The organism is Ectothiorhodospira lacustris (assembly GCF_022227785.1).
In the GTDB taxonomy this organism is placed as follows: Bacteria; Pseudomonadota; Gammaproteobacteria; order Ectothiorhodospirales; family Ectothiorhodospiraceae; genus Ectothiorhodospira; species Ectothiorhodospira lacustris.
The window spans coordinates 40,313-65,598 of the sequence record NZ_JAJNQM010000002.1; the positions used below are offsets into that span (position 1 = coordinate 40,313).

A 25,286-nucleotide genomic window follows, 5' to 3' on the forward strand; every position below is an offset into this window, starting at 1 on the left:
CATGGCACGAAAACCACGCATCGGCGTCACTGGTCCCGACCAAGGGGGCATGGCAGCCTGGCTGATGACCGCATGGTGCATCCTGCGCGCCGGCGGCCGACCGGTGCGGATCACCCCCACCCGTCCCCATGACGGCAGCGAGCTGGATGGCCTGGTGATCGGCGGCGGCGCCGACGTGGATCCGGGCCTTTACGGTCAGGATCCGCTGAGTCTGATGAAGGAAATCGAGGCCACTGAACGCAGGGGACGACAGCGACTACTGGGGTTCGTCCTCTATCCCCTGCTGTGGCTGCTGCGGCGAACCCTGTTCACCCGTCTGGAAGGCGAAGATCAGGGCCGAGACCGGCTGGAAGAAGCCCTGATCCGAATGGCCCGCGAGCGCGGCCTGCCGCTGCTGGGCATCTGCCGAGGCATGCAGCTGCTGAATGTGGTCCATGGCGGCACGCTGCACCAGGAACTGAGCGGTTTCTACCAGGAGTGCCCGCAGGTGCGCAGCATCCTGCCCCGCAAACAGGTGGTCCTGGAGCCGGGTTGCCGCCTGGCACAGCTGGCGGGTCCAACCCCTCTGGCGGTGAATGCCCTGCACAATCAGGCGGTGGATCGGCTGGGAACAGGGGTCATCATCGCCGCCCGGGAACCCAGCGGCGTGGTCCAGGCCATTGAGGTCGGAGGCGAGCCGATGCTGATCGGGGTACAGTGGCACCCGGAGTTCCTGCCCCACAAGGACCGGCATCAGGCCCTGTTCCGGGGGTTGGTGGCAGCCGCCGGGGCCGGCGGCCCTTGATCTTGGCCGGCACCGGGTCCAAGATTGAACCCATGGATGTATTCGGCGGCATGACCGTCATCACAGGGAGAAGATGCCATGGAGGCAGCTCAGGTGAACCCCACCCGGCCGATGGTGCCGGCCACGATGGAGCCGGTCGGCCCCTTCATTCTCGCCCGGGTCCTGGAGGCCCAGTCCGGTGAAGCCCGCTGGGTGGAATGTCCGGACGGCGCCACCCTGGCCCCCATGGCCCATGCGCAGGGCGTACCCGCCCTACGGCCGGGGGACCGGGTCCTGGTCCTGACCCAGACCACCACCGGCCCCATCGTCCTCGACCGCCTGCGGCGTCATGGTGAAGCCCCCCCCTGTACCGGGCTCACGGAACGGGACGGTCGGGTCCATCTGCGTGCGGAACAGGGTCTCTACCTACGCTGCGGCGCCGCCTCCATCAGTCTCGACCCGGAAGGACGCATGGAGATGCGCGGGCGGGAGCTGCACGGCATCATGGCGCGGGTGATGCACTTCCTCGCGGCCCGCATTCATTTCAACTGAGTCATCACCATGGCTTGCCCCCTTTGGCATGACCATGAACGGCTGGCCGGCCAGTGCTACCGGATGCTGCGCCATTACCGTGCCCTGGCCTGCACCCCGGCCACGCCCCTGGCCCGTCTGGAGCGGCGTCTGCTGGCCCACTGGATGCTGCTGGCACAGGACCCGTCGTCGGTTTGCCCGGACGATCACGGCGACCAGGCCCACTTCACCCGCTGCGCCGCCCGCTGGCTCTCCCGGTGGCCGCCCGCACCGGAAGAAGTCTGTCGGTCATTGCTGGATCATCCCGGGCATCCCTGGGGCTGGCTTCTGGAACACCTGCCGCCGGAACAACCTCGCCCCTGGCTTGAGGCCCTGGCGGCATGTCCGCCCCTCAGTCACCGGCGTTGGCGGGTGGCCGCACACCTGGTCACACCCGCCCCGGAACTCTGCCCGGCCCGCGCCCCTGAGGATCCTGATGAGGCCCTGGCGGCCCTGCGCTGGGGCGCCGACGCCCCATGGGCACCGGAGACCTGGTTCAGGAACCTGGATACGAGTCTGCCGCCCGAAGCCCTTTGCTGGCAACTGCGCGGCGGTCTGATTCGAGGCCTGCTTGCACCGTCGCTGGTGAAGGCTCACGCGGCGGTGCTGGCCGGATCCACCCCGGGACTGCATCTGCTGGGAGCCGGCGGTCTGCCGCAGGTCCTGCCTCGACTGCTGGAGGCCCTGCCCGAACACCCGGCCGCCGCCTGGGGGCTGGCGCTGCACGGGACCCATACCGCCACGGAAGCCCTGATCAGCGCCCTTGCCGATCCCCGGACCCTGCCCCACGCGTTGCCGGCCTTCGAGGCGCTAAGCGGCCTGACACTACCCGGGACCCAAGGTCCGCGCCCCCTGTCCACACCGTCTCCCCATGCTCAAGCCATGGCCTGGTGGCGACAGGTCCACCGCGCCGGACTGGCCGCGCACCCATTGTGGCAGGGGCGGCCACGCAGCCATGGGAAGCTGCTGGACTGGCTCGAAGACCATACCGGACAGGCGCTGGACGGCCCGCAGCTGCTGCTGTCGCTGGGCCTGGGCCGCCCCGTAGGCATGCCACAGGATGGCTGGCAGGATCGGCGGCGACAGACCCTGAGACAGGTCCGCGCCCATGCTTGAACTGTGCAACCACAGTCCCTGGGCCGCAGGCCTGTTCCCCGGCTGGGACCGCGACGGAAAGGGCCGGTATACCCTGGTCATCAAGCGTACTCACCGGTTTTTTTCTTCACGGGAAGAGCCGGAACCCCTGCATCCCCCTGCCCCGCTGATCACCGCCGACACCTATCAGGGTGAGCCGGGCGACAGCCCCCTGCTGCGGGCCACGGAGGCCGTCCCCTTCAAACAGGGGACCGATGTCCTGATCACCGGCCTGGACGGACTCCTGGGTGGCAGGGGCGCACGCGCGCTGAGGCTGCTCCTGAGCCGTGAAGGCCGGGTACTGCTGGACAAGACCCTGCACCGACAGCGGCCGGAGTCCCGGCGCCGTGACTGGCTACGCCCCTGGACCGGGCATGCATCGCACGCCCCGGGGCCGGGTCCCGTGCCCGGCCACGCCGCCCCTCAGACCCGGACGCTGCTCGGACTGACACCCCTGCCGACCCGACTCATGACCCTGCCCTTTCAGGGACCTCTGCCCGCCGATACCTTCAATCAGGCACCGCTCGATCAACGACTGGCGCAACCCCTTACGGGCCATGAAACCCTGACGCTGCAACCGATCCCGGACGGTACGGAATCCGAGCACTTCAGACTCAGGCTGCCGGCCGAGACCATCGGTGCATGGTGGGTTCGAGGTCGGAGCATGAAGCCCCTGACCCCGGTCTGCGACACCCTCTGGCTGGACGGGGATGCCGGCCTGGTGCATCACATTCACCGGGCCGGGATACCTGCCGATGCCGTCGATGGCGGCCGGGGCTGGATCCTGGTGGGACATCGGGACCATCCCCTGCACCGGACGCCCGCAGCATGAGCAAGCCCCAGCACCTTTACCTGCGACTGCACACCCCTCGCCTGTGGACGGCCGCCGGTGGAGATCACCTGGCTTTGTGGGCGGCGGCACGGGCCGGGATGGGGACACAGCAGTTTTCCGATCACCTGGCGGCACTCATGGCCGGCGGGGATCACCCCCGGGGACGCATACGGGTATCTCCGGCCCTTGAGGGCATGCCGGACAGCCGTGACCGTGTCCGGCGGATGCTGGCGCACGCGCTGCAAGATCCCTTGCCGGCGGACTGCACGGTGCTCTGGCCCTGCCGACCCGACACCCTGGAGCATCCCTGGCTGGCGCCGGAACGGATCTGGGACTGGATGGGCAAGGCGGCACTCCGGCACCCGCGAACCCGGCTGCAGATCGTGTTACTGGAAGGTTCCGCCGTAGGCCTCATGGACAGGGCACTGGCAGCACTGCACCAGGAACCGGACCATCACTGGGTACTGGGTTGCGTGGACAGCCTGTTGATACCGGAGATGCTGTCGGCGCTCCCGGCAGCAGGCAGAACACCGGCCTGGGACGAAGCCGATGGCCTGGTGCCGGGAGAAGCGGCGATCTTCATGCCCGTCTCCCTGTCTGCGGGTGGTCACCAGGTCCGTGCCTGGGATACATGCCCCGAGCCCCGCGATGTCGATCCCGAGGGTGGCGAATTTCTGGCCTGGGCCATGGCCCTGCACAGCAGCCTGGAACAGGCAAGCCTGGATGCCTTCGCACTGGACGGCGTGGTCCTGCCGGGCAATCCGGACAGGCATGCCGCCATGGAATGGTACGGTTGCCACGCCAGGGTCTGGCCGCTAAGGAATACCCACCCCCCCGAGGGATCGACCGGGCCGGAGCATCCCATACCCGACGGACTCCTGCCTCCCATCATGGACCTGGGGGCCGTGCTGGGACATGCAGGCGCCGCCCAGTACCTGCTGCAACTGGCGCTGGGCATGGGCTGGATGGAGGCCGCCCGCCGCCTGGCGGCCCGGGGGTGCGGCGGGCCGCTGCGGTCGGTGGCAATCCTGGATCGGCCGTTGACGGAGGAACGAGGTGTCGCAATTCTGGAAGTGACCCGGTGCGCGGACCCGGCCCACGGACAGCCTGAGTCCTAAACCGCCCGCTCAAGGTCAGAGGAGTTCCAACGGGGGCATGTCACCCCGGTGCCGCCAAGACCACAATAGCCATCGGGATTCTTGGCCAGGTACTGCTGATGATATGCCTCGGCAAAATAGAAGATCGGAGCAGACAGGATCTCGGTGGTGATATCGCCCAGGGCGCGGGCCTTGAGGGCCGCCTGGAACACGGACCGGGAGTGTTCCGCCGGCTCCGCCTGCCGGGTGCCATGGGTATAGATGCCCGAGCGGTACTGGGTGCCCAGGTCATTGCCCTGGCGCATGCCTTGGGTGGGGTCGTGGGATTCCCAGAAGGTCCTGAGCAGATCGGCATAACTGATCCGGGCGGGATCAAAGACCACCTGAACCACTTCGTTATGACCCGTCATGCCGCTGCAGACCTCCCGGTAGGTGGGGTTGGGCGTGAAGCCGCCAGCATAGCCCACCGCCGTGCTGTAGACGCCGGCCAGCCCCCAGAACCGGCGCTCAGCACCCCAGAAACAGCCCATGCCAAACAGGGCCGTTTCCATATCCTCGGGGAAAGGGGGCTTGAGGGGGGTGCCCAGGACATGGTGGTGTTCGGGTACCGGCATGGCCTCCTGCCGTCCTGGCAGGGCCTGCTCCGGCGCAGGTAGGGCGGTCTTGCGCAGAAAGGAAAACATCTCGGCACACCTCGGGAACGGGATATGCCGCATCATAGTTGATATTTTTACTCAGGAAAACAAGCGGCCACTCAAAAAGGATCCGGGGACTCAGGTTCTGACTTTGGCTTCGGGCCTGGAATCAGACTCAGGTGACGGGTATCAATCCGTGGCTCGGGCACATCACGGGGTTCACCCAGGGTCGCCCCGGGCTCAGCCAGGGTCAGGCCGGACAAGTCGACATCCAGGTCCGGTGTCGGCACCCGGTCACTCAGATCGGTCCCCGGCGGCGCCAGGGTCAGCTCCGGTGCCTGGATGGCGGTGGACGCAAGCCCGATCATCGCAGCAGGGGTGTCATCCAGCGCATCGGCCGCCGGTTCGGCGGCACACGCCATGATCCGGGCCGTCGCACCGGCTTCGCGCAGCAGTTCAAGATAACGCCGGGCGGTCGCCTCATCCACCCCTTTCTTGACCACCACCGGCTTGCCGGCCAGCATCCCCTCCACCCGGGCTTCCGGCACCCGGAACAGGGTCGCCAACCTGGCCTTGACGGTGGCCACATCCACGCCCTCCATGGGCTTGCCGGTCACGGCCACCAGATAGGCCCTGTCCACCATCGCGCACCTCCTTTTTTCGATTCAGCGCAACACCGCCTCCTCCGTGACCAAGGGCCGGCCCCCCCGGGAGGGGGCCGATCCTTGGCAAAACGACTCAGGCGTCGACGGCTGGCTCAGGCGGCTTGCCCTTCGCCATCCTGCGCTGCCACAGGAACAGAACCACGGCCAGCCCCAGACCCAGCAGGTCGGTAAGCAGATCCCCGGAGATGGCCATCAGCGCACCGGCAAACAGCAGCACGCGGACGGGCCATCCCGCCGCCCCGAAGAACCAGCCCTGCGCCGCACCCGCGAGCATGAATACACCCACCATCGCGGTGGCAAAGCTCTGGGCAATCTCCGTCCATTCGCCTTCCATCAGCAAGGCCGGATGATAGAAGAAGATGAACGGCACAATGAAGGCGGCCAGGCCCACCTTGAAGGCGGTCACCGAGGTTCGCATGGGCTCTGAGCCCGCGATGGCTGCCCCCGCATAGGCCGCCAGGGCCACCGGCGGCGTGATGGCGGACATCACCGCAAAGTAGAACACGAAGAAGTGCGCCACCAGCGGGGCCACGCCCATCTGGATCAAGCCCGGTGCCACCACCGATGCCGCCACGGCATAGGCCGCCGTGGTGGGCATGCCCATGCCCAGCAGCACGGAAATGCACATGGCGAACAGCAGGGCCAGCAGCTGGCTGTTCTCGGCTACGCCCAGGAGCAGCGAGGAGAACCGCAGACCGACCCCGGTCAGGCCGATCACACCGACGATGATCCCGGCGCAGGCACAGACGGCAATCAACTGGATGGACATCCGGGCCGCCAGTTCCAGAGCGCGGGCGGAGCCGAACAGCCCGAGGCGGAACGGAGTCAGCCAGCTCACCACCACGGCACTCATCAGGGCCACCGTGCCGGCGCGAATGACCGAGTACCCCATGAACAGGGCACCGATGAGGATGATGATGGGAGCGAACAGATAGACCTGCCGCAGCAACTTGCCGATCTGGGGCAGGTCCTTGGAGGGCAGACCCTTCATGCCGGTCTTGGCCGCTTCCATGTCCACCATGAAGTAGACGGAGGCAAAGTACAGCAGGGCCGGGATCAGGGCGGCAATGATCAGGTCGGTGTAGGGAATCCCCGTCACCTCCGCCATGATGAAGGCCCCCGCCCCCATCACCGGCGGCATGATCTGGCCACCGGTGGAAGCCGCCGCCTCAATGGCACCGGCACTGCGAGGCTTGTAGCCCACCCGTTTCATGAGGGGGATGGTCAGGGAGCCGGTGGCCACCACGTTACCTGCGGAAGTGCCGTTGATCATGCCCATCAGACCACTGGCAAACACCGCCACCTTGGCCGGACCACCGCGGGCACGACCGGCGGCGGCAAAGGCGAAGTTCACGAAGTAGTCACCCACCTTTGAGGCCTGCAGGAAGGCGGCAAAGGCGATGAACAACACGATATAGGTGGAGGACACCGCCGTGGTGGGGCCGAGAATACCGTTGTCCGTATAGATGTACGTGATGAAACGGTCGGCATCGTAGCCGCTGTGCTCCAGGACACCCGGCAGCCAGGGACCGACGAAACCGTAGAGGATGAAGATACCGGCGATGACCACCAAGGCCATGCCGGCCACCCGCCGGGTCAGTTCCAGGATCAGCAGGATACCGGCCGTGGCCACCCAGAAATCGGTCTGCGCAGGCATCACGCCCATGCGGAACTGCAGGACATCCAGATTGAACAGCAGGTAGGCACAGACCGAGATGCTCCCCGCCATCAGAGACCAGTCATACCAGCCGATGCGGTCGGAACGGGGCTTGAACATCCACGCAAAGACAATCCCCAGCACAACGCTGGCCAACAGCGCCCAGCTAAAGGTGTGGAATATCCACTCAGGCAGACTGTAGGTGTCGTGGCCCAGGCGCAGTTTCATATACATCGCGATGGCCATGGCCACCAGGGCATAGAGGGCTAACCCCACGGTGAGCACCATGGGCAGCAGTTCCAGGACCCATCGTCGTTTTCGCGGATCTGCCGGCGGCACACAGGCAGCCACGATGGCAAAACCGATCACCAGGGCACCCGCCACGTGGACGATGCGAAAAGCCCAGGTTTCCATCGGGATGACGTTGAGAACCAGGAGGTGGAAACTGGTATAGGTCAGACCAAGGAGGAACAACAGCAACTTTTGCCAGCGGGTGAGATTGCGCTGGGATGACATGCCCTCTTCGGCATCGGCAAGGGACGCAGCATCAATAGGGCCCGATTTTTCGGAGCTCGTCATGGGGAGGATCTTCTGAACGTACAGGTTGAGTCAGCCGGTTTTCCGGATAAAACACTTTGGGCCGCGCTCGGCGCGGCCCAAAGCAGTGAACCTTTCCGGGTTCTCGATCAGTCCTCGATCAGTCCTTGTACTCGGGCGGAATCAGGTGCTCGGGCACCTCAATGCCTTTTTCCTTGTAGTAGCGCACCGCACCCGGGTGGAACCACATGAAGGTGTTGTGCACCATGTTCTCGGCGAGGGTTTCCTCGGCAGAGCGGTGGATGGTCACCATGCGATCGTTGTTGTCCAGCACCGCCTTCATGACCTCATAGACGAAGGACTCCGGCATGTTTTTGCTAGCAATACCGAAGTTCCACAGGGCCACGGTGGGCTGCTCTTCAGTCACGGAGCGATAGGTGTTGGCAGGGATGACGAAGCGGCTCACCGGATGATTCTCGGTGATTTTGGCGATCTCTTCCTCATTGAGGGAGAAGATATTCACCGGCTGCTGGGCCTCAATCTGGCTGAAGGCGGAGATCGGCACACCGGCAGCGAAGGCGAAGGCGTCCAGCATGCCGTCCTGCACCTGACCCACTTGGTCGGCGGCGCCGCCGTAACGGACGCGCACGTTCAGACCCAGGTCACTGAAGAAACGAGGCCAGAACACGCTGGCGGTACCGCCGCGGGGACCCACGCCAACGCGTTTGCCGTCCAGATCGGCGATGCTGCTGATACCGGAGCGCTTCAGCGCCACCACCTGCAGGGGGGTCTGGTACATGGGAAAGAGGGCGCGGACATCACGGGTCTGCAGACCACGGGCCACTTCCAGCTCGCCGTCCCAGCCTTCGCGGGCCGGACCCATGGTGGTCATGCCGAATTCCAGGCGACCCTGGTGCACCAGCACCATATTCTGGGTCGGACCGCCGGTCACTTCGGCGGAGGCGTTGACGCCCACCATTTCCTGAATCAGGCCGCCCCAACCGGCACCGTAGATGAAGTAAGTCCCACCCTGGGATGCCGTGCCGATGTTGACCGAATTCGGCCACCCGGTACGATCCTGTGCCGATACCGCTCCCGCGGTCATCAGCATGCAGCTCAGGGCGGCAACACCCGCCCAGCGGAAATAACTTCTCAACATGGCAACACTCCTCCTGGGAGTATGGGCAACCTTCGAGGGCTACCTGGGATGTCTTGCTTGATGGTTTGAGATCTTCTGGGCCATCCCGAGAGACCGCCATGTCCCAGCCGGCCAAGCCCGTTCCCGAAGATAGCATAGACCGCAGGAGGATTTTCACGCTGAAGTAAGATTCCGTTGACATCGGTCGGCATCAGCACCTTGCCCGACATGGCGGAACTGTATGGGAAGCAATCCGGGAAAGCGCTGAAAAAGCCCCTTGCCGCCATGCTCGCGAATGCGGGAGTCCAGGATTTTCAGTCTGTTACTGGATTCCCGCTTGCGCGGGAATGACGACAATTTGATCGGGCTCGCACTTCCGGGACATGCTGGATCCGACTTGCGCGGGAATGACGGCGATTCGATCAGGGCTGCATTACCACCGTCCTGGAATTCCGCTTGGGCGGGAATGACTTATTCGGGTCATCCCCAAACGCCGAATTCCTTAGTCATCCGCGGCGGGATTGGCGCTGATTTGCTGCAATTGGGCCACGGCGGCGGCCAGATGCTCCAGAAAACGGGCGCCCTCTCCTTCCGTGAGCTTCGCCCGCAGCCGGGACATCAGGTGCTCATGTCGATCGTGAAGCTCCCGGGCCAGGCTCATGAGTCCGGCCCTCTCATCCTGACGGCGGGCGGCTTCCACGTCCGGATGGTCGGGACTCAGCGTGAGTGAAAGGTCGATCAGTCGTCGCAGCCGCTCGGCCCCGGCCTCCTCGGAGGCCTGACCCAACTCCTGGGAAAAAACCTGAATGTCATGGATCTCCCCCATCAGGTTCTGCATGTCTTTGAGTTCACGGATCAGCTCCTTGCCCCCGTCCAGTTCCGCCGCCACCGGCTCCAGTAGATAGCGCAGGCGCTTGCCCTTGATACGGGCCTGATGCACCGCCTCGTCCGCCTCACCGTCATCCCCCGCCACCCGCAGCAGGTGCCGACGAAAATCCTCCGCAGACTCCAGCAGCCGTGCGGCGGTGACGGCACCAAAGGGCGGACTCTCATCATCACGAATCAGGTCCAGCCGCTCATGCATCCGCTTGTGCAGGCGCCCAAGGGCATCGGGCAGGGTTTCGTGCAGATCCTGATACTCTTCCTGCAGCCGCTGCTCCAGGCGTCCCATCATCCACTGGTAGCCGGGCCGTTGGTGGGATTTCACCTGGCCGCGCTGCTGTTCCATCCAGGCAATCTGTACCTCCGTGTCCCGGGCCGGACCCGTCCCGGCGGCCAGTTCCTTCACCCGGCGACGCAGTTTTTTCGGTAACCAGGACTTCACGAAGGTCTTGTGCGCCGCCAGCAGACTGCGCAATCGCCGCAGAGCCACGCGAAAATCATGCAGGGCTTCCGTATCCTGCGGGTCCGACAGCCGCTGGGCGGCCTGGGCGGCCTGATCGAGATACTTTCGAGCCAGATCACGCACCACGCGGGCCGCAGGCTGGATCGCCAGACTTTCTTTCATGAATCACCGTTCATCCAATGGTCAATAAGCGCCGCCATTAACGCCGATGTAGATGACATTTCAATGAACCCGGTGGCAAGGACCGACCATAGGGCACTCCCCTATGCATGGACTCCTGTGGGAGCGGGCCTGCCCGCGAACGGGCAGGCCACGGACATTACCGCCGAAACACGCTGTCCACACTGAAACGCCCGGCACCGGCAAACAGGAACGCCACCATCACCGCGCCGTAGAGCAGAGACAGCTCCTTGCCGGAACCACCCGCGGCAAAGACCGGGTCACCCCCATGGGCGATGAAGGCCGCCACCATCATGGCGCCCAGGATGGCGGCCGCCGAAGCCCGGGTCAGCAGTCCCGCCGCCAGCAACAGCCCCCCCACCGCCTCCGCCAGTCCCGCCAGCCAGGCAAAGAACAGGGGGGATGAAAACCCCAGGCTCTCCACGAACCCCACAAAGCCCGCGGACGGGGGCAATTTGTCCAGGCCATGCCCGAAGGCCATCATCAGGCCGGCCGCCACCCGCAGCACCGTCATGCCCGCATCGGCGAGGGCGGAAGCGGGGGTGGTACCGCCGAAAAGCAGGGTCTGGCTGTTGAACTGCATGAATCTGAGTCTCCTTATTGGATCTTGTGAAGGCATTGACCACGAAACGGCGGGGCGGCGGAACCGACGGACGCATATCACCGACGAATGCCGCCCCCTCCGGGTCCGTGGGCACTACACTGAAGGACAGGAAGGATCCGCTGAACATCGTGATCCGTTCCTGAAGGGGTTTGGTGTCATTTTGCACCGATTCGTTCCATGCACACACAAGTCAAGAAGAGATTTGGGGGAAACACATGCACAACCAAGGAATGTCCCGTCCCATCCTGGCCGGCACCCTGGCCATGGCACTGCTCGCCGCCGGCACGACGGCCGCGGCCGACTCCCGCTTCGGGATGGCGGCCAAGGTGGGGACTACCGGCCTGGGCCTGGAAGGCACGGTCGGGCTGAGCGAGCGGGTGAACCTGCGAGCCGGCCTGTACGGCTTTGACTACAGCAAGGACTTCGAAGAGGAAGGCATCGACTACGACGGTGACCTGAAACTGCGCAGCGCGGCCCTGCTGGCGGACTGGCATCCCTTCGGCGGCAATTTCCGGGTGAGCGCCGGGGCCTATCACAACGGCAACGAACTCAAGGGGAAGGCGGACGGCAGCCTGGACATCGGTGATAACACTTATGACGCCAGCCTCGACGCCACCATCGACTGGCGTTCCTTTGCCCCCTATGTGGGGATCGGCTACGGCAACGCCATCCGCGGCAGCCGCTGGTCCTTCGCCATGGATGCCGGGGTGATGTTCACAGGATCGCCGGATGTACGGTTGAGGGGTGAGTACAAAGGAGATGATAGCCAGGAAGCTTTGGATTTTGGTAACGACCTCAGGCAGGAAGAGCAGGACCTCAAGGACGAACTCAAGGATTTCAAATACTGGCCCGTCCTGAGCCTGGGCGTGTCCTACCGGTTCTGATCCACCGGTCGCGTGGGGCCGTCTCAACCCACGCGACCATATTCCTCCGCCCCGCTCAGCCAGCGCCGGATCAGCGGCTCCACATGGTCGGGGTAATCCCGCATCAGCCGGGTCGCCGCCGCCTTCACCGTATCCAGCAGATCCTGATCACGCACAATCTCGGCAATGCGAAACTGCATCATCCCCGTCTGCCGGGTGCCCAGCACCTCCCCCGGCCCCCGCAACTCCAGGTCGATGCGGGCAATCTCGAACCCGTCGGTGGTGGCCCTCAGAGCCTCCAGGCGGCGCTGGGCAGTGTCGGACAGAGGGGGATGATAGAGCAGCACGCAGGCGCTTTCCGCCGTTCCCCGCCCCACCCGGCCCCGCAGCTGATGCAGCTGAGCCAGACCCAGGCGCTCCGCGTTCTCGATAATCATGAGGGAGGCATTGGGCACGTCCACCCCCACCTCGATCACCGTGGTGGCCACCAGCAATTGCAGCTCGCCGGCCTTGAAAGCGGCCATCACCGTCTCCTTCTCCCGGGGCTTCATGCGCCCGTGCACCAGCCCCACCCGGATACCGGTCAGGGCCTCCCGCAATAGGGCATGGGTGTCCTCCGCCGCCTGGGCCTGCAGGGCCTCGGACTCCTCGATCAAGGTGCAGACCCAGTAGGCCTGCCGCCCCTGGCCGATGGCATGGTGGATGCGTTCCACCACCTCCGCCCGACGGGCATCACTCACCGCCACCGTCTTCACCGGGGTACGCCCCGGGGGCAACTCGTCAATGACCGAATAGTCCAGGTCGGCGTAGGCGGTCATGGCCAGGGTGCGGGGAATGGGGGTGGCGGTCATGATCAGCTGATGGGGCAGACGGCCGTCCCGGGCACCCTTCTCCCGCAGGGCCATGCGCTGATGCACACCGAATCGGTGCTGTTCGTCCACGATCACCAGGGCCAGGTCCTCGAAGCTCACCTCGTCCTGGAACAGGGCGTGGGTGCCCACCGCCACCCGGGCGGTACCCTCGGCCAGCGCCGCCAGGGACTCCCGGCGGGCGCGCACCCCCTGTCTGCCGGAAAACCAGGCCACCGGAATGTCCAATGGCCCCAGCAGGGCGCGAAAGTTGTGGTGATGCTGTTCCGCCAGGATCTCCGTGGGGGCCATCACCGCAGCCTGATGACCGGCCTCCACCGCGTGCAGGCAGGCGGCCACCGCCACCAGGGTCTTGCCCGAACCCACGTCCCCCTGTACCAGACGCAGCATGGGACTGGGCCGCGCCATGTCCCGTTCCAGTTCCCGGATCACCCGGTCCTGGGCGCCGGTGAGTGCAAACGGCAGGGACCGGCGCAGACGACCGAGCAGATTGCCGTCCACCCGTATCACCGGGGCGGGCCGGGCGGTGGTGCGGGTGCGCAGGCGGTACAGGCTCAGGTGATGGGCCACCAGTTCCTCGAAGGCCAGACGCCGCTGGGCGGGGTGACGGCCCGCCAGCAGTGCCGCCACGGAAACATCCGGTGGCGGCCGATGCACGGTGCGCAGGGCCGATTCCAGATCCGGCAGGCCGGCGGGATCCAGTACCCCCGGCGGCAGCCAGTCCGGCAGGTGTTCCAGGCGGGCCAGGGCCTCGTCGGTGAGACGGCGCAGACTGATCTGATGCAGCCCTTCCGTGGTGGGATAGACGGGAGTGAGGCAATCCTCCACCGGAGCCGAGTCATCCTGGATCACCCGGTACTCCGGGTGCACCATCTCCAACCCCTGCCGGCCGCCGCGCACTTCACCAAAACAGCGCAGCCGCACCCCGCGCACCAGGTTGTGCTGCTGGGCGGCGGAGAAATGGAAAAACCGCAGATTGAGGGCGCCGGTGCCGTCGGCCAGGCGCAGGATCAGCATGCGCCGACCGCGGGACTGAACCTCGGCGAGGGCGATCTCCCCTTCCACCACCGCCTCGTCTCCGGGGCGCAGACCGGCAACGGGCAGGACCCGGGTACGGTCCTGGTAACGCAGGGGCAGATGGAACAGCAGGTCGGTCAGGGTATGGATGCCCAGCTTTTCCAGCCGGGCCGCCTGTTTCGGGCCGACGCCCTTGAGAGTGGTGACGGGTTCGGTCATGACGCTATCCGCTTGATTCCTTTCCCGATGATGCCATGTCCCTGGCCATGATGGCCCCTCCCCCCCCCCCTGGAGGAGGGGCCGCCGGATTCCGTCAGGACAGATCCATGATCCCGTCCATCTCCACCTGGGCGTCCTTGGGCAGGCTGGCAACGCCGATGGCGGCACGGGCCGGATAGGGCTCGTGGAAGTATTCGGCCATGACCTGGTTCACGGTGGGGAAATGGGTCAGGTCGGTGAGGAAGACATTGAGCTTGACCACGTCGTCCAGGGTGCCGCCGGCGGCTTCGGCCACGGCCTGCAGATTGTCGAACACCCGGCGGATCTGGGCCTCGATGGGGCCTTCCACCATATCCATGGTCTCGGGCACCAGGGGGATCTGGCCGGACAGGTAGACGGTGGACCCCACCTTCACGGCCTGGGAATAGGTACCGATGGCCTGCGGAGCCTTGTCGGTGGCGATGATTTCACGGGACATGGGAGATTCCTTCTGGTCGTCGATGTGGAGGATCAACCGGGCAGCAGCGTTTCCCCGGCCAGGAGTTCGTCCAGGGTCTGGCGGCGATGGATCAGCCAGTCCCGGTCCCCGTCCACCATCACCTCCGCGGGCCGGGGACGGGTGTTGTAGTTGGAGCTCATGGTGAAGCCGTAGGCCCCGGCGGATCGCACCGCCAGCAGGTCTCCGGCGGCCAGGTCGAGGGTTCGCTCCTTGCCCAGGAAATCCCCGGTTTCGCAGACCGGACCCACCACGTCATAGGGGATGCCCTCGCCGCCCCGGGGACGCACCGGCACGATGTCCATCCACGCACTGTAGAGGGAGGGCCGGATGAGATCGTTCATGGCCGCGTCCACGATGGCAAAGTGCTTGTGGCGGGTGGGCTTGAGGTATTCCACCCGGGTAAGCAGCACCCCGGCATTGCCGGCGATGGCCCGTCCGGGTTCCACCAGGATCTCGTAATGGGTATCCCGCAGCGCCTCCAGCATGGCCCGGGCATACGCTTCGGGCAGGGGCGGATGCTCGTCCCGGTAACGGATTCCCAGCCCGCCCCCCAGATCCAGATGATGGAGCCGGATGCCCTCGTCCTCCAGGGTCCGGGCCAGGTGCAGGACCCGGTGCAAGGCGTCCACGAAGGGTTCCAGGCGGGTGAGCTGGGAACCGATGTGGCAGTCGATGCCGATGATATTCAGGTGCGGCAGTGCCGCAGCCCGCCGATAGAGATCCAGGGCATCGGCCACGTCCACGCCGAACTTGTTTTCCTTCAGCCCGGTGGAGATGTAGGGATGGGTCTGGGCATCCACGTCCGGATTGACCCGCAGGGACACCGGCGCCGTCACCCCCAGGGCACCGGCCTCGGCATTGAGGCGCTCCAGTTCCGCCGCCGATTCCACGTTGAAGCAGCGGATGCCCAGTTCCAGGGCACGGCGCATCTCGTCGGTCCGCTTGCCCACGCCGGAGAAGACCACCTTGCCCGGATCACCGCCGGCCCGCACCACCCGCTCCAGTTCGCCGACGGAGACGATGTCGAACCCGGACCCGAGCCGGGCCAGCAGGTTGAGTACCGCCAGACTGGAATTGGCCTTCACCGCATAGCACACCAGATGGGGATGATCCCCCAGGGCGCGATCAAACGCGTGCCAGTGACGCTCCAGGGTGGCCCGGGAATAGACGTAAAGCGGCGTTCCGTGACGCTGCGCCAGGTCTTCCAGGCTCAGGTCCTCGGCATGCAGGACCCCGTTGTGATAGTTGAAATGATCCATGGAGGTGTATGTCCGTCGCGACGCGACATGGAATGGAACAAGGTCGGAAACGCGGTCTCAGTCCGCCGCGCGACGCTCTTCCTGGGGCAGGTAGAGGTCGCCTTTCTGGCCGCAACTGGCCAGCATGCTGGCGGTGCCCAGTACCACGACCACGCCGATCAGCATCAGGTTGGACCAGCAAAAGCGCATGGGGGGTTCCTCATCTTTTCACAGGCAACCCGCATGATAGCATCGGGCGGGATCACCCGGCTTCATAGCGGATCTTCACGATCTCGTAATACTGCTCCCCCGCCGGGGTCTGCACCTTGACCTCGTCATCCAGGGCCTTGCCGAGCAGGGCACGGGCCACGGGAGAATCCAGACTGATCCAGCGCCGGTCCGGATCAAACTCGTCGGCACCCACGATACGGTATTCCACCTCCCGGTCCGCTTCGTCCAGCAACGTCACCCAGGCACCGAAATAGACCTTGCCCCGGTCGGCCGGCGGCTCGCGCACCACCTTGAGGCCGGGCAGACGCTTCTGCAGGTAACGAATCCGCCGATCGATCTCCCGCAGTTCCTTCTTGCGGTAGATGTATTCCGCATTTTCCGAGCGGTCGCCTTCCGCAGCGGCGGCGGCCAGATGACGGGTGACATCGGCGCGGCGGCCCCACAGGCCCGACAGCTCTGCATCCAGAACAGCATAGCCCTGGGGCGTGATATGGGGCGAGGATCGGGGTGCGGGTGGGCGCCAGCGGCTCATGGGCTCAAGGATCCGTCGTAAGACATCCCCACAGCATACAACGCCTTGACGGGGAGCGGGATTTGCATGGTGGTCCGCCCTCTGTCTACCATCAACTGAATACCCCTCCGGGACAACCCCATGCAGACACCCGATTACCAGGGTCATTGCCTGGCCAATCTGATGACCTCCCTGATCAGCGGCCTGGGCGGCACGCCCTCCTGTCACGGCCCCCTGCAGGCCCTGCCCCCCGAGGAAGTAGGCCGGCATCGCCATGTGGTCCTGGTGGTGGTGGATGGACTGGGTGACGGGTTCCTGAAGACCCGCCCCGCCCCGTTCCTCAACGGGCATCGCCGCGCCGGCATCCATGCCGTCTTTCCCACCACCACGGCCACCGGGATCACCACCTTCATCACCGGCGATGCCCCGGCCCAGCATGGCCTCACCGGCTGGCATGTGCATTTTCGTGAGCTGGGCACGGTACTGGCGGTACTGCCCGGCAAACCCCGCTACGGCGGAAGCGGGTATGATCGGGTGGAAGGCCTGGATGTCCTGAAGTGGCTGGGCCATGACGTCACCTTCAACCGCATCCCGGTTTCCAGCACCATGGTGGCCCCCAACAAGATCGCCAACACCCCCTTCAACAAGGCCCACAGGGGCAGGGCCCGGCTGCTGCCCTTCAGCAGCCTGCAGGACATGGTGAACCGGGTGGAACAGACGGTGAAGGGCCGGCACGGCAACCGGTATGTCTATGCCTACTGGTCGGAACTGGACAGTCTCGGCCATTACCACGGCCCCGACGCCCCCCAGACCCGCAAGCACCTGGAGGAAGTCGACCGGGCCCTGGCAAACCTGGCCGCCCGCCTGGCGGGGACCGACACCCTGCTGATCATCACCGCCGACCACGGCATGACGGCGGTGGAACACCGACTGATACTGGCGGACCATCCCGAGATCGCCGACTGTCTGACCCTGCCCCTGTGCGGTGAGCCGCGGGTGGCCTGGGCCTATGTGCGCCATGGCCGGCATGAGCGGTTCGAACGGCTGGTCAGGGAACGGCTGGGTCATGCCTGCACCCTGCGCCCCAGCGCGGAACTGCTGGAAGAAGGCTGGTTCGGCCCGGGCACGCCCCACCCCGAGCTGTCCGCGCGGATCGGGGACTATGCCCTGCTGATGCAGCCGGGGTGGATCGTCTCGGACCGGTTGCTGACGGAAAAACCCTTCGACATGAAGGGGGTGCACGGAGGTCTGACGCCCGAGGAACTGGAAGTCCCACTGGTGGTGACGGTCTGCTGAGCGGGGTGACCGTGCTATCATCGCCGGTCACCCACTGGAACAGGACACCGCCATGTCAGAAGCCCCCAACCTGTTCGACAGCGCCGCCAGCCAGACCGTGGAACTGGCCAATCGCCTGAGCGACGGCGACCCCCAGGCCGACCTGTGGGAGATTGCCGACGGTTTGCTGGCGGGCGCGGTTCACTACTGGCTGTATACACGCCAGCCCTGCGGCGACCCCCGCTGTGAACAGTGCGCCACCATCAGCACGGCCGAGGAACGCCTTGCGGTCATGCTCAAGGATCTGGAAGAGTACGCCCGGGACAGCGATTATTTCCATTCACCCACGGACGTGAATGTGGGCAGGGCCTGAAGATGCCACATGCCCCTCTCCCCGGAGAGGGGCATGATCATCCCGGTAGCCGGATCTCCACCCGGGCGCCCCCCAGGGCCTCCGACGTCCCGATGGTCAGACGCCCCTCGTAGGCACTGACGATCTCGTTCACCACCGCCAGACCGATCCCCTGTCCCGGCACTCCTTCGTCCAGGCGCCCACCCCGAGCCAGGATGGCCGGAACCTGATCCGCAGGGATGCCGGGGCCGTCGTCCTCCACCCGCAGTACCAGCCATCGCCCTTCTGTCGCCGACGATACCCTGACCCGGCTGCGGCCGTATTTCCAGGCGTTATCCATGAGGTTGCCCAGCAGCTCCATCAGATCCCCCTCGTTACCCCGGAAACGGCTGTCGGCTGATACGTCATCGAAAAAGACCACCCCCTTGTCGGGATAGACCTTGTCCAGGGTCCGGCCCAGACGCTGCACCAGCGATGCCACTGCCATGGGAGCGGCCAGGGCCCGGTGGCCGGCGGTGGCCGCTCGCTGCAACTGATAGGCCACGATCCGGTCCATGCGTTCCAGTTGTTCAAGATCATGCCGCCGGTCTTCGTCATGACGGGATTCCAGGCTGCCCCGCAGGACCGCCAGCGGGGTCTTGAGGCTATGGGCCAGATCCGCCAGGCCATCACGGTAACGCGCCAGCTGGGCACGCTCCTGTCGCAGCAGATCATTCAGGTTATCCGTCAGAGCCTTGAGTTCCACCGGATAGCGCCCGGTCAGAGCACTCTGCTCTCCCTGCTCCATGGCGCGCAGTTCCCGCGCCACCCGGCGCAGCGGAATCAGGCCCAGATACAGGGCCAGGGACTGGGCCGCCAGCAGCAGCACCGCCAGCACCGCCAGCCAGCCCCACAGGCTGCGCCGGTAAGTACGCAGCTGGGCTTCAAGGCCGGAACGGTCCTCGCTCAGGGTGAAGGTCAGGGGCACCACGCCGCCGGGCGTCTCCCAGTCCACGGTCATGCGGGCCACGAAGGCGCGGTCATCCGGTTGCAGTCCGTAGGTTCCCAGGGCCGAAGGGGACCGCCACAGGGTTCTGCCGAGGTCATCGCCGACACGGGCATGGAGTCCGGAATCCGGCAGCATGAGTCGGGATTCGGGCAGGCGCTCCGGCAGGCTGACCCGACCGGCCGGGTCCACTTCAGCCGCACCCATCAACAGGAACAGCTGGGCCTGCAGACGCTCTTCCACCGCATAGACGGCACTGTCCCGGAATGCACGATCCAGGGCCAGGGCGGTCACGACGGCGAAGACCGCCACCACCAGGGCGGCGATCAGACTCACCCGCAGGGTCAGGGAGTTCATGTCTCCTGGTCGGGAGGCAGGGCCAGACGGTACCCCCGCCCGCGCAGGGTCTCGATAGGACTGAGTCGGCTCTCCGGGTCCAGCTTGCGACGCAGGCGCCCGATGAGCACCTCCAGCACGTTGCTGTCCCGGTCCTCGTCATGGGGGTAGAGGTAGTCGGTGAGACTCTGCTTGGAGATCACCTGACCGGGATGCCGGGCCAGATGTTCCAGTAGACGGTATTCAAACGTGGTCAGACTGACCGGTTGCCCGGCCATGGTCACGGTCTGGGCCTGGGTATCGAGCACCAGCGGCCCGAAGGCAAGCCGGCCATCCGGTCTCCCCGCGGCCCGCCGCGCCAGTGCCCGGAGACGGGCGATCAGTTCTTCCATGTGAAAGGGCTTGACCAGATAATCATCCGCACCGGCCTCCAGGCCTTCCACCTTTTCCTGCCACTGCCCGCGGGCGGTCAGGATCAGGATGGGCAAACGCCGTCCCGCGGCCCGTGCCTGGCGGATCACCTCAAGGCCGGGCAAACCGGGTAGGCCCAGATCCACCACCGCCGCATCGGCCGGATACTCCAGCAACCGATAAAGACCGTCGCGCCCGTCGCCGCTGGTATCCACCATCCAGCCTTCCTGCTCCAGTCGTTCCCTGAGCCGGGTCTGCAGCGCGGTTTCATCCTCGATGACCACCACCCGCATGGGCTTACCGCCACTCACCGGTGACGGCATCCACCAGGATGTTCCGCACCCGCTGATCGTCGGTGAGGATGCGGATACGATGCACCCGGCGACCGTTCTGGGTCTGGGTCTCCGCCGACAGGACCCGCCCCCCGGTGCCGGCCTGGACCAGGGCCACGGCTTCATCAAGAGACAGTTCGCTTGACTGTTCCTGCACCGGAAACAGAAAAGCGGCGCGGGACGACTCCACCAAAGTGGCGGCACCCGCCGGGAAGGCCATTGACAGTGACAACGCCAGGCACGGCCACAATCCAGAACCTTTGGCCGGGATCAGGGCATGGCGATGGCGGGTCCAGTGCTGCATGAGTGCGAGTGTACCAGTAGCCGTTGGCAGGGTCAGGCCCCTGGGAGCATGGGTCCTGACCCGGGCGGGACCGATCCTGAAACGAGGGTCAGAAGCGGTAACGATAATTGACGTTCACGTCCACCCGCCCACCGGCATCACGATGATGAACGGGGTATGGAGGCGGCGGCGGCCGGTAATGGCTCCGGTAATGGCCCGGTCCCCGCTGCGGGACACGGGCATCCCGATACCCCTGGCGATAGCCGTCCTGATAACCGACGCCGTAACCCTGCCGATAGCCATGGGCAGATGCCCAGGGCGGCGGGCCACCCCTGGACACGGGCTGCATGTGAGACGGTGGTACTTGGTGACCAGGATGCCAGGTATGCCCCGGCCCGGCCTGCACGGCCATGGGCAACAGCAACAGTCCACCGACTGCACCCAGGACCCACACACTGCGGATAAAAGGCTTCATGATTGTAATCTCCTCTGCTGGAGGGTTCCGGACCGGTCCCGGACTTGCGGACCGGCCGTCGCCGGTGTCCGACGATGGCTCCATTGATACGCTCCACCCCCTGAATGGTGCCTGAACCTCTCGTCATGAAGCCGTGAATCAGGTATACAAAGGGGCATGGATAGCATCGGCTGGATCATCATCAGTCTCATCACCCTGTTCCTGCTGGGACAGTTCGCCCTCGTCTATCGCACCCGCGGCATGCAGGGGCGGCCGGCCCCGGACCTGAGCAATCTGATCAGTGAGGAACAAAAGGCCCACGAGACCCTGTACTTCTACTTTCACAGCCCCCGTTGCGGCATGTGCAAGGAGGTATCGACCATCCTTGATCCCCTCATGTCCGAGCGGACCGATATCATCGACATCGACGTGAGCCGTCGCCCGGACATGGCCCGGCGCTTCAAGGTCATGGGCACCCCGACCCTCATGCGGATCCGTGACGGTCGTATCGAGAAGGTGCTCATGGGCACCCGCAATGAAGAGATCGTACGCGCCTTCATCGGCTGAACACGCCCCTGCAGGAACCCTCATGCATCAAGACCCCGCCACACTGCGCGCCCATCTGCAAGGTGAAATGGGCGCCATAACCTGGCCTGAATTGCAGCCCCATTTCGCCCGCGGTGCCCTGTTGGCGGTTACCGATCCCCTGGACCTGCTGGAAGCCGCCATGGCCCTGGTTCAGGATGACAAGGCCACCGTAGAGGCCTGGCTCAAGGCCGGCACCCTACAGCAACCCGATACCGATCACGCCCGCGGCTGGGAGCACCGCCGACCCCGGTTCCAGGCCGTGGTGATCGCACCCTGGGTACTGGTCAAGGAATCCACTCCCTGACGTCTCGCCCATCCTGCGGTTCGTCCCGTGATCCGTTATCATCGGGGTTTGTAACCTCTTTACAGGAGGAGGCAACCATGATGCAGCTCAGCCCCCGCTTCGTCTGCGGGATCATCAGCCACGCTCGGGAATTCCATGCCCAGGAAGACGTAATGTTTCCGGAGGAACCCGACAACCAGAACGATGGCTGGATCGACGAGGCCCTGGCGGAACACGCGGACAACCCGGTGTATCTGGAGATCAAGAACACCATCGACGAATTGGAACCGGAACTGCAGGCCAACCTGGTGGCCCTCATGTGGCTGGGCCGGGGTGACTACACCGAGGACGAATGGGACGCAGCCCTGGAAGAGGCCAAGGACAACTGGACACCTCGTACCGCCGATTATTTGCTGGCCACCCCCATGGGAGCCGACTATCTGGCCGAAGGGCTGGCCATGTTGGGCCATTCCTGCGAGGACGAATAGCAGGGATCCACGACCCACCATGGACATCCTCTACAGCATGCGCCTGCAGGCGCGCTTCAACCGCTGGTCCAATACCCGGATCCTGGATTACTGTGACGACCTGCGCGACGAAGAGCGCAAGCACGAGATCTCGGGGCCGCAGGCTTGGTCGATTCATGGCCTGCTCAACCAGATGCTGCTGCGTGACCGGATCTGGCTCGGGCGCATGCTGAACAAACCCTACGTCCACCGCACCCCGGACCAGGTGCTCTATACCGAATATGCCCTGCTGCGGACCGAGCGCCTGCGGACCGACAGCGAGATCATGAATTTCGTGCAGAACCTGGCTTACCCCAACCTGGACCGACAGATCAGCTTCCGCCACGAGCGAAGCCAGCGGGACTGCACCCTGCTGCTGGGGGACTGCCTGCTCAGCATGCTGCATCATCAATCCCTGCAGCGGGGCCGGATGACCGTCCTGCTGTCCCAACTCGGCGTGTCCATGGGTCCCATGGATATCAGTGCCATGCCCGGCATCGTCGAGTAAACCCCGTTACATCATCCTTTCAGGTACGTTCCATGACCGATCTCCCGACCCTGATCCGCTCCGTCACCTATCATGGCCTGGAGCCGGGTGGGCGGCTCATCGTGCTGGGTGCGGTGCATGGCAACGAGACCTGCGGCACCCGGGGCATCGAGCGGGTGATGGCGGAACTGGACAGCGGGAAGCTGACCCTGGACCGTGGCCTGGTGACCTTCGTACCCGTCACCAATCCCCTGGCTTTCCAGCTCGGACAGCGCATGGGGGACCGCAACCTCAACCGCAACTTCCGCATCAGTGACACGCCGCTGGATTTTGAGGATCGTATTGCCAACCGCCTGGGACCCCTGCTGGCCCGGCATGACGTACTGCTGGACCTGCACTCCTTCCATACCCCGGGAGAGCCCTTCGTCATGCTGGGTCCTCGGGACAATGCCGGCGAGCTGGAGCCCTTCACCCACGCCGCCGAAGAGGAGGCGCTGGCCCGGCGCCTGGGAGCCCGGCGCATCGTCGAGGGCTGGCTGGACACCTATGCCCGCGGCGTGGCCCGGCGCCTGCGCAATCCCAATGCAGACCTGCGGGCGCAGATGCTCAGCACCGACCCCAGCTACGGCATCGGCACCACCGAGTTCATGCGCGCCGGGGGTGGTTATGCCCTCACCCTGGAATGTGGTCAGCACGAGGCCCCGGAGGCGCCCGCGGTGGCCTATCAGGCCATTATCAATACCCTCGCCCACCTGCAACTGGTGGACAGCCTGCCGGCGGCGCCCCCGGGGCAGGGCCTGGAAGTACTGAAGCTGGTGGAGGTGATCGATCGGGATCACCCGGAAGACCGGTTCTCCCGGGACTGGACCAGTTTCGATCCGATCCGCAAGGGGGATGAGATCGGTCGACGCCATGACGGCACCTCGGTGTCGGCACCGGCGGACGGCTTCATCGTCTTCCCCAACCCCAATGCCCTGCCGGGCAACGAGTGGTTCTATCTGGCCGAAGCCAGCGAACGGATGAGAACGGTCTAACCGCCGTTGCGCTTGCCACGCTTCTTGCGCGCCTTCTCCACCACCGCCAGCTGAGCCATGGCCTGCAGCAGGACCGCGTGGGCCTCGTCGCGGTCGGTGTAAAGCACGCTGTTCTGCATGATGTCCTCCGCCCGGCACTTGGCCTCGTGGGCAGCCTCCTCGTCGATATCCTCGCAGCGCATGGCCGTGTCCGCCAGCACGATCACCCCGCCGGGCTGGACTTCCAGCATGCCCCCGGAGACATAGAGGTACTCTTCTTCCCCGGACCCGACCGGAATGAAACGTACGACGCCCGGAAGGATAGGCGTCAGCAGCGCCGAATGACGGGGAAAGACCCCCAACTCACCGTTGACGCCCATGATGCAGACCTGGTGGACCTCTCCGGAATACAGTCGTTCCTCGGCACTGACGATATCCAGAATCATGGTGGCGCCGTTGCGCGGCATGCTCGACACGGTCACGGTCTGCTGCTCCCCCTGGGTGCGTGTGCGGGTCGGGACAGACCCACATCCTTCATCGCCGACAGGATCATGGTAGCCACCTTGTCCCAATCATGGAGCTTGTCGGTATTGATGGTCAGGTCGAACTGGGTCGGATCATTGGTACGTCGCTGGATCAGACTCCAGAGAAACTGCTGACGCTGCTGGTTGATGGTTTCCACCTTTTCCCGGGCTTCATCTTCGGATAACCCCTCCTTCTCGGCGACTCGCCGAGCACAATGCCGCGGGGAGCCGCAGATCCGTACGCGGAAAGCCGCCCGGTCGCGCAGGAACACGTGCCCCCCGCGGCCCATGATCACTCCCCCCTCCGCGCTGATGGCCAACAGGACATTCACCAATGCCTTGCGGTAGGTACTCATGAAGTAGGCGTCTCCGGACAGCACCGAATAGACCCAGGTGCTCTTCCAAGCCGATACCTTTTCATCCAGTTCCCTGAGCAATTCCTGATCCTGTTCCGTGTGCTTGGCCAGCCGCTCCAGCAGGACCTCATCGAAATAGGATACTTTGAGTTCGCGGGCCAGTATCATGGCAATCTCCTCCCCCCCCGCTCCGTAGTCACGGGCCATGGCCACCAGCGGCATGGCACCGGGGCCGCCACGACCTGAAGTATCCTTGTCATAGGTCTGCGACCGGATGTAACGCTGGATGAGATCATTCACATCATGCTGCATGCGGGGCACCTTCAGTCAGTCTCCGGATGTCCTCCCATGTTACTCGGCTTGACATGAACAAAACCATCAGCCCGGCCAGGCGCCGTACATAAACCGGGACCGGCATCGCCTCTAATCACCTGCGGCAAGCCCCCCAGCAGCGTCTATCTACCCAAAATGCCGGCCAGGGTTCCGGCGAAGGACAA

At 65.1% G+C, this 25,286-nt stretch carries 30 protein-coding genes; 13 read left to right on the forward strand and 17 right to left on the reverse strand.

Going from position 1 to position 25,286, the window contains the following annotated elements; translation table 11 throughout:
• Nucleotide 1: 1 nt before the first annotated feature.
• The 5 genes from LQ952_RS00630 (at nucleotide 2) to LQ952_RS00650 (ending at nucleotide 4,417) form a co-directional block, all read left to right on the forward strand.
• Nucleotides 2-784, forward strand: a complete 783-nt coding sequence (locus LQ952_RS00630) for a gamma-glutamyl-gamma-aminobutyrate hydrolase family protein (protein ID WP_238620612.1) — start codon at nucleotides 2-4, stop codon at nucleotides 782-784.
• 78 nt (nucleotides 785-862) lie between these two features.
• A complete protein-coding gene (locus tag LQ952_RS00635; protein WP_238620613.1) occupies nucleotides 863-1,315 on the forward strand; it encodes a hypothetical protein in 453 nt (150 codons plus the stop codon).
• A gap of 9 nt (nucleotides 1,316-1,324) precedes the next feature.
• Complete coding sequence (locus LQ952_RS00640; RefSeq protein ID WP_238620614.1) at nucleotides 1,325-2,449, forward strand: hypothetical protein; 1,125 nt, start codon at nucleotides 1,325-1,327, stop codon at nucleotides 2,447-2,449.
• Nucleotides 2,442-3,299: a DUF2169 domain-containing protein gene (locus LQ952_RS00645; RefSeq protein WP_238620615.1), complete on the forward strand. Its 858-nt coding sequence runs from the start codon at nucleotides 2,442-2,444 to the stop codon at nucleotides 3,297-3,299. The genes LQ952_RS00640 and LQ952_RS00645 overlap by 8 nt, the downstream gene beginning before the upstream one ends.
• Nucleotides 3,296-4,417, forward strand: coding sequence for a hypothetical protein (locus LQ952_RS00650; protein WP_238620616.1), 1,122 nt, complete (start codon nucleotides 3,296-3,298; stop codon nucleotides 4,415-4,417). Before LQ952_RS00645 ends, LQ952_RS00650 begins: the two co-directional genes overlap by 4 nt.
• Here LQ952_RS00650 and msrA read toward each other — a convergent pair.
• The 6 genes from msrA to LQ952_RS00680 form a co-directional block, all read right to left on the reverse strand.
• A complete protein-coding gene (gene msrA, locus LQ952_RS00655) occupies nucleotides 4,414-5,079 on the reverse strand; it encodes a peptide-methionine (S)-S-oxide reductase MsrA (protein WP_238620617.1) in 666 nt (221 codons plus the stop codon). The two genes, LQ952_RS00650 and msrA, sit on opposite strands and share 4 nt — an antisense overlap.
• A 71-nt stretch (nucleotides 5,080-5,150) precedes the next feature.
• Nucleotides 5,151-5,675, reverse strand: coding sequence for a hypothetical protein (locus tag LQ952_RS00660; protein WP_238620618.1), 525 nt, complete (start codon nucleotides 5,673-5,675; stop codon nucleotides 5,151-5,153).
• A 94-nt stretch (nucleotides 5,676-5,769) separates the two neighbouring features.
• Nucleotides 5,770-7,932, reverse strand: a complete 2,163-nt coding sequence (locus LQ952_RS00665; protein WP_238620619.1) for a TRAP transporter permease — start codon at nucleotides 7,930-7,932, stop codon at nucleotides 5,770-5,772.
• 118 nt (nucleotides 7,933-8,050) lie between these two features.
• Entirely contained in the window at nucleotides 8,051-9,049 is a 999-nt protein-coding gene (locus tag LQ952_RS00670) for a TAXI family TRAP transporter solute-binding subunit (protein WP_238620620.1), read from the reverse strand.
• A 481-nt stretch (nucleotides 9,050-9,530) separates the two neighbouring features.
• The gene (locus LQ952_RS00675) at nucleotides 9,531-10,535 is read right to left on the reverse strand and encodes a CHAD domain-containing protein (RefSeq protein ID WP_238620621.1); all 1,005 of its coding nucleotides are present in this window, start codon (nucleotides 10,533-10,535) and stop codon (nucleotides 9,531-9,533) included.
• A gap of 157 nt (nucleotides 10,536-10,692) precedes the next feature.
• Nucleotides 10,693-11,136, reverse strand: coding sequence for a DoxX family protein (locus LQ952_RS00680; protein WP_238620622.1), 444 nt, complete (start codon nucleotides 11,134-11,136; stop codon nucleotides 10,693-10,695).
• A gap of 236 nt (nucleotides 11,137-11,372) precedes the next feature.
• Here LQ952_RS00680 and LQ952_RS00685 point away from each other — a divergent pair, with 236 nt between their 5' ends.
• Nucleotides 11,373-12,041, forward strand: coding sequence for a hypothetical protein (locus tag LQ952_RS00685; RefSeq protein ID WP_238620623.1), 669 nt, complete (start codon nucleotides 11,373-11,375; stop codon nucleotides 12,039-12,041).
• 23 nt (nucleotides 12,042-12,064) lie between these two features.
• Here LQ952_RS00685 and recG read toward each other — a convergent pair whose 3' ends face one another.
• From recG to greB, 5 genes are read right to left on the reverse strand one after another with little or no spacing between them, the layout of a single operon-like run.
• A complete protein-coding gene (gene recG / locus LQ952_RS00690; protein WP_430733749.1) occupies nucleotides 12,065-14,215 on the reverse strand; it encodes an ATP-dependent DNA helicase RecG in 2,151 nt (716 codons plus the stop codon).
• Between the two features lie 4 nt (nucleotides 14,216-14,219).
• Nucleotides 14,220-14,603 (reverse strand): RidA family protein, encoded by a 384-nt coding sequence (locus tag LQ952_RS00695; protein ID WP_238617115.1) that lies wholly within the window; start codon nucleotides 14,601-14,603, stop codon nucleotides 14,220-14,222.
• A gap of 32 nt (nucleotides 14,604-14,635) precedes the next feature.
• Nucleotides 14,636-15,883: a diaminopimelate decarboxylase gene (gene lysA / locus LQ952_RS00700; RefSeq protein ID WP_238617116.1), complete on the reverse strand. Its 1,248-nt coding sequence runs from the start codon at nucleotides 15,881-15,883 to the stop codon at nucleotides 14,636-14,638.
• Between the two features lie 57 nt (nucleotides 15,884-15,940).
• Nucleotides 15,941-16,072 (reverse strand): LPS translocon maturation chaperone LptM, encoded by a 132-nt coding sequence (gene lptM, locus LQ952_RS00705; protein WP_008932911.1) that lies wholly within the window; start codon nucleotides 16,070-16,072, stop codon nucleotides 15,941-15,943.
• A 52-nt stretch (nucleotides 16,073-16,124) separates the two neighbouring features.
• Nucleotides 16,125-16,625 (reverse strand): transcription elongation factor GreB, encoded by a 501-nt coding sequence (greB, locus tag LQ952_RS00710; RefSeq protein ID WP_238620625.1) that lies wholly within the window; start codon nucleotides 16,623-16,625, stop codon nucleotides 16,125-16,127.
• Nucleotides 16,626-16,745: 120 nt separating this feature from the next.
• Here greB and LQ952_RS00715 point away from each other — a divergent pair, with 120 nt between their 5' ends.
• Nucleotides 16,746-17,900 carry an alkaline phosphatase family protein gene (locus tag LQ952_RS00715; RefSeq protein ID WP_238620626.1) on the forward strand — a complete coding sequence of 385 codons (1,155 nt, stop codon included), beginning with the start codon at nucleotides 16,746-16,748 and terminating at the stop codon, nucleotides 17,898-17,900.
• Between the two features lie 52 nt (nucleotides 17,901-17,952).
• Complete coding sequence (locus LQ952_RS00720; protein WP_238620627.1) at nucleotides 17,953-18,252, forward strand: hypothetical protein; 300 nt, start codon at nucleotides 17,953-17,955, stop codon at nucleotides 18,250-18,252.
• A 37-nt stretch (nucleotides 18,253-18,289) separates the two neighbouring features.
• Here LQ952_RS00720 and LQ952_RS00725 read toward each other — a convergent pair whose 3' ends face one another.
• From LQ952_RS00725 to LQ952_RS00740, 4 genes are all read right to left on the reverse strand, one after another.
• Nucleotides 18,290-19,573, reverse strand: coding sequence for an ATP-binding protein (locus LQ952_RS00725; RefSeq protein WP_238620628.1), 1,284 nt, complete (start codon nucleotides 19,571-19,573; stop codon nucleotides 18,290-18,292).
• Nucleotides 19,570-20,256, reverse strand: coding sequence for a response regulator transcription factor (locus LQ952_RS00730; protein WP_238620674.1), 687 nt, complete (start codon nucleotides 20,254-20,256; stop codon nucleotides 19,570-19,572). Before LQ952_RS00730 ends, LQ952_RS00725 begins: the two co-directional genes overlap by 4 nt.
• Before the next feature lie 4 nt (nucleotides 20,257-20,260).
• On the reverse strand, nucleotides 20,261-20,599 hold the full coding sequence (locus LQ952_RS00735; RefSeq protein WP_238620629.1) for a PepSY domain-containing protein: 339 nt from the start codon (nucleotides 20,597-20,599) through the stop codon (nucleotides 20,261-20,263).
• A gap of 88 nt (nucleotides 20,600-20,687) precedes the next feature.
• Nucleotides 20,688-21,053, reverse strand: a complete 366-nt coding sequence (locus LQ952_RS00740) for a hypothetical protein (RefSeq protein WP_238620630.1) — start codon at nucleotides 21,051-21,053, stop codon at nucleotides 20,688-20,690.
• A gap of 156 nt (nucleotides 21,054-21,209) precedes the next feature.
• Between LQ952_RS00740 and LQ952_RS00745 the strand changes: the two genes are divergently transcribed.
• The 5 genes from LQ952_RS00745 (at nucleotide 21,210) to LQ952_RS00765 (ending at nucleotide 23,930) form a co-directional block, all read left to right on the forward strand.
• Nucleotides 21,210-21,599 carry a thioredoxin family protein gene (locus LQ952_RS00745; protein ID WP_238620631.1) on the forward strand — a complete coding sequence of 130 codons (390 nt, stop codon included), beginning with the start codon at nucleotides 21,210-21,212 and terminating at the stop codon, nucleotides 21,597-21,599.
• 22 nt (nucleotides 21,600-21,621) lie between these two features.
• Nucleotides 21,622-21,924, forward strand: a complete 303-nt coding sequence (locus LQ952_RS00750; protein ID WP_238620632.1) for a DUF2288 domain-containing protein — start codon at nucleotides 21,622-21,624, stop codon at nucleotides 21,922-21,924.
• Nucleotides 21,925-22,001: 77 nt separating this feature from the next.
• On the forward strand, nucleotides 22,002-22,391 hold the full coding sequence (locus LQ952_RS00755) for a DUF3775 domain-containing protein (RefSeq protein ID WP_238620633.1): 390 nt from the start codon (nucleotides 22,002-22,004) through the stop codon (nucleotides 22,389-22,391).
• 19 nt (nucleotides 22,392-22,410) lie between these two features.
• Nucleotides 22,411-22,917 (forward strand): DinB family protein, encoded by a 507-nt coding sequence (locus tag LQ952_RS00760; protein ID WP_238620634.1) that lies wholly within the window; start codon nucleotides 22,411-22,413, stop codon nucleotides 22,915-22,917.
• A gap of 32 nt (nucleotides 22,918-22,949) precedes the next feature.
• Entirely contained in the window at nucleotides 22,950-23,930 is a 981-nt protein-coding gene (locus tag LQ952_RS00765; RefSeq protein ID WP_238620635.1) for a M14 family metallopeptidase, read from the forward strand.
• On the opposite strand, the gene LQ952_RS00770 is transcribed toward LQ952_RS00765, so the two are convergent.
• Together LQ952_RS00770 and LQ952_RS00775 are read right to left on the reverse strand one after the other, a co-directional pair.
• Nucleotides 23,927-24,391 (reverse strand): F0F1 ATP synthase subunit epsilon, encoded by a 465-nt coding sequence (locus LQ952_RS00770; RefSeq protein ID WP_238620636.1) that lies wholly within the window; start codon nucleotides 24,389-24,391, stop codon nucleotides 23,927-23,929. The two genes, LQ952_RS00765 and LQ952_RS00770, sit on opposite strands and share 4 nt — an antisense overlap.
• Entirely contained in the window at nucleotides 24,388-25,101 is a 714-nt protein-coding gene (locus LQ952_RS00775; RefSeq protein ID WP_238620637.1) for a cytidylate kinase-like family protein, read from the reverse strand. The genes LQ952_RS00770 and LQ952_RS00775 overlap by 4 nt, the downstream gene beginning before the upstream one ends.
• Between the last annotated feature and the right edge of the window lie 185 nt (nucleotides 25,102-25,286).

Coding starts and splice junctions, on each gene's coding strand:
- LQ952_RS00775 (WP_238620637.1), bottom strand. CDS start 25,101: ATGCAGCATGATGTGAATGATCTCATCCAGCGTTACATCCGGTCGCAG.
- LQ952_RS00665 (WP_238620619.1), bottom strand. CDS start 7,932: ATGACGAGCTCCGAAAAATCGGGCCCTATTGATGCTGCGTCCCTTGCC.
- greB (WP_238620625.1), bottom strand. CDS start 16,625: ATGAGCCGCTGGCGCCCACCCGCACCCCGATCCTCGCCCCATATCACG.
- LQ952_RS00755 (WP_238620633.1), top strand. CDS start 22,002: ATGATGCAGCTCAGCCCCCGCTTCGTCTGCGGGATCATCAGCCACGCT.
- LQ952_RS00660 (WP_238620618.1), bottom strand. CDS start 5,675: ATGGTGGACAGGGCCTATCTGGTGGCCGTGACCGGCAAGCCCATGGAG.
- LQ952_RS00715 (WP_238620626.1), top strand. CDS start 16,746: ATGCAGACACCCGATTACCAGGGTCATTGCCTGGCCAATCTGATGACC.
- LQ952_RS00745 (WP_238620631.1), top strand. CDS start 21,210: ATGGATAGCATCGGCTGGATCATCATCAGTCTCATCACCCTGTTCCTG.
- LQ952_RS00680 (WP_238620622.1), bottom strand. CDS start 11,136: ATGCAGTTCAACAGCCAGACCCTGCTTTTCGGCGGTACCACCCCCGCT.
- lysA (WP_238617116.1), bottom strand. CDS start 15,883: ATGGATCATTTCAACTATCACAACGGGGTCCTGCATGCCGAGGACCTG.
- LQ952_RS00675 (WP_238620621.1), bottom strand. CDS start 10,535: ATGAAAGAAAGTCTGGCGATCCAGCCTGCGGCCCGCGTGGTGCGTGAT.
- LQ952_RS00760 (WP_238620634.1), top strand. CDS start 22,411: ATGGACATCCTCTACAGCATGCGCCTGCAGGCGCGCTTCAACCGCTGG.
- LQ952_RS00765 (WP_238620635.1), top strand. CDS start 22,950: ATGACCGATCTCCCGACCCTGATCCGCTCCGTCACCTATCATGGCCTG.
- LQ952_RS00630 (WP_238620612.1), top strand. CDS start 2: ATGGCACGAAAACCACGCATCGGCGTCACTGGTCCCGACCAAGGGGGC.
- LQ952_RS00695 (WP_238617115.1), bottom strand. CDS start 14,603: ATGTCCCGTGAAATCATCGCCACCGACAAGGCTCCGCAGGCCATCGGT.
- LQ952_RS00730 (WP_238620674.1), bottom strand. CDS start 20,256: ATGCGGGTGGTGGTCATCGAGGATGAAACCGCGCTGCAGACCCGGCTC.
- lptM (WP_008932911.1), bottom strand. CDS start 16,072: ATGCGCTTTTGCTGGTCCAACCTGATGCTGATCGGCGTGGTCGTGGTA.
- LQ952_RS00635 (WP_238620613.1), top strand. CDS start 863: ATGGAGGCAGCTCAGGTGAACCCCACCCGGCCGATGGTGCCGGCCACG.
- LQ952_RS00645 (WP_238620615.1), top strand. CDS start 2,442: ATGCTTGAACTGTGCAACCACAGTCCCTGGGCCGCAGGCCTGTTCCCC.
- msrA (WP_238620617.1), bottom strand. CDS start 5,079: ATGTTTTCCTTTCTGCGCAAGACCGCCCTACCTGCGCCGGAGCAGGCC.
- LQ952_RS00670 (WP_238620620.1), bottom strand. CDS start 9,049: ATGTTGAGAAGTTATTTCCGCTGGGCGGGTGTTGCCGCCCTGAGCTGC.
- LQ952_RS00725 (WP_238620628.1), bottom strand. CDS start 19,573: ATGAACTCCCTGACCCTGCGGGTGAGTCTGATCGCCGCCCTGGTGGTG.
- LQ952_RS00735 (WP_238620629.1), bottom strand. CDS start 20,599: ATGCAGCACTGGACCCGCCATCGCCATGCCCTGATCCCGGCCAAAGGT.
- LQ952_RS00750 (WP_238620632.1), top strand. CDS start 21,622: ATGCATCAAGACCCCGCCACACTGCGCGCCCATCTGCAAGGTGAAATG.
- LQ952_RS00740 (WP_238620630.1), bottom strand. CDS start 21,053: ATGAAGCCTTTTATCCGCAGTGTGTGGGTCCTGGGTGCAGTCGGTGGA.
- LQ952_RS00720 (WP_238620627.1), top strand. CDS start 17,953: ATGTCAGAAGCCCCCAACCTGTTCGACAGCGCCGCCAGCCAGACCGTG.
- LQ952_RS00650 (WP_238620616.1), top strand. CDS start 3,296: ATGAGCAAGCCCCAGCACCTTTACCTGCGACTGCACACCCCTCGCCTG.
- LQ952_RS00640 (WP_238620614.1), top strand. CDS start 1,325: ATGGCTTGCCCCCTTTGGCATGACCATGAACGGCTGGCCGGCCAGTGC.
- LQ952_RS00685 (WP_238620623.1), top strand. CDS start 11,373: ATGCACAACCAAGGAATGTCCCGTCCCATCCTGGCCGGCACCCTGGCC.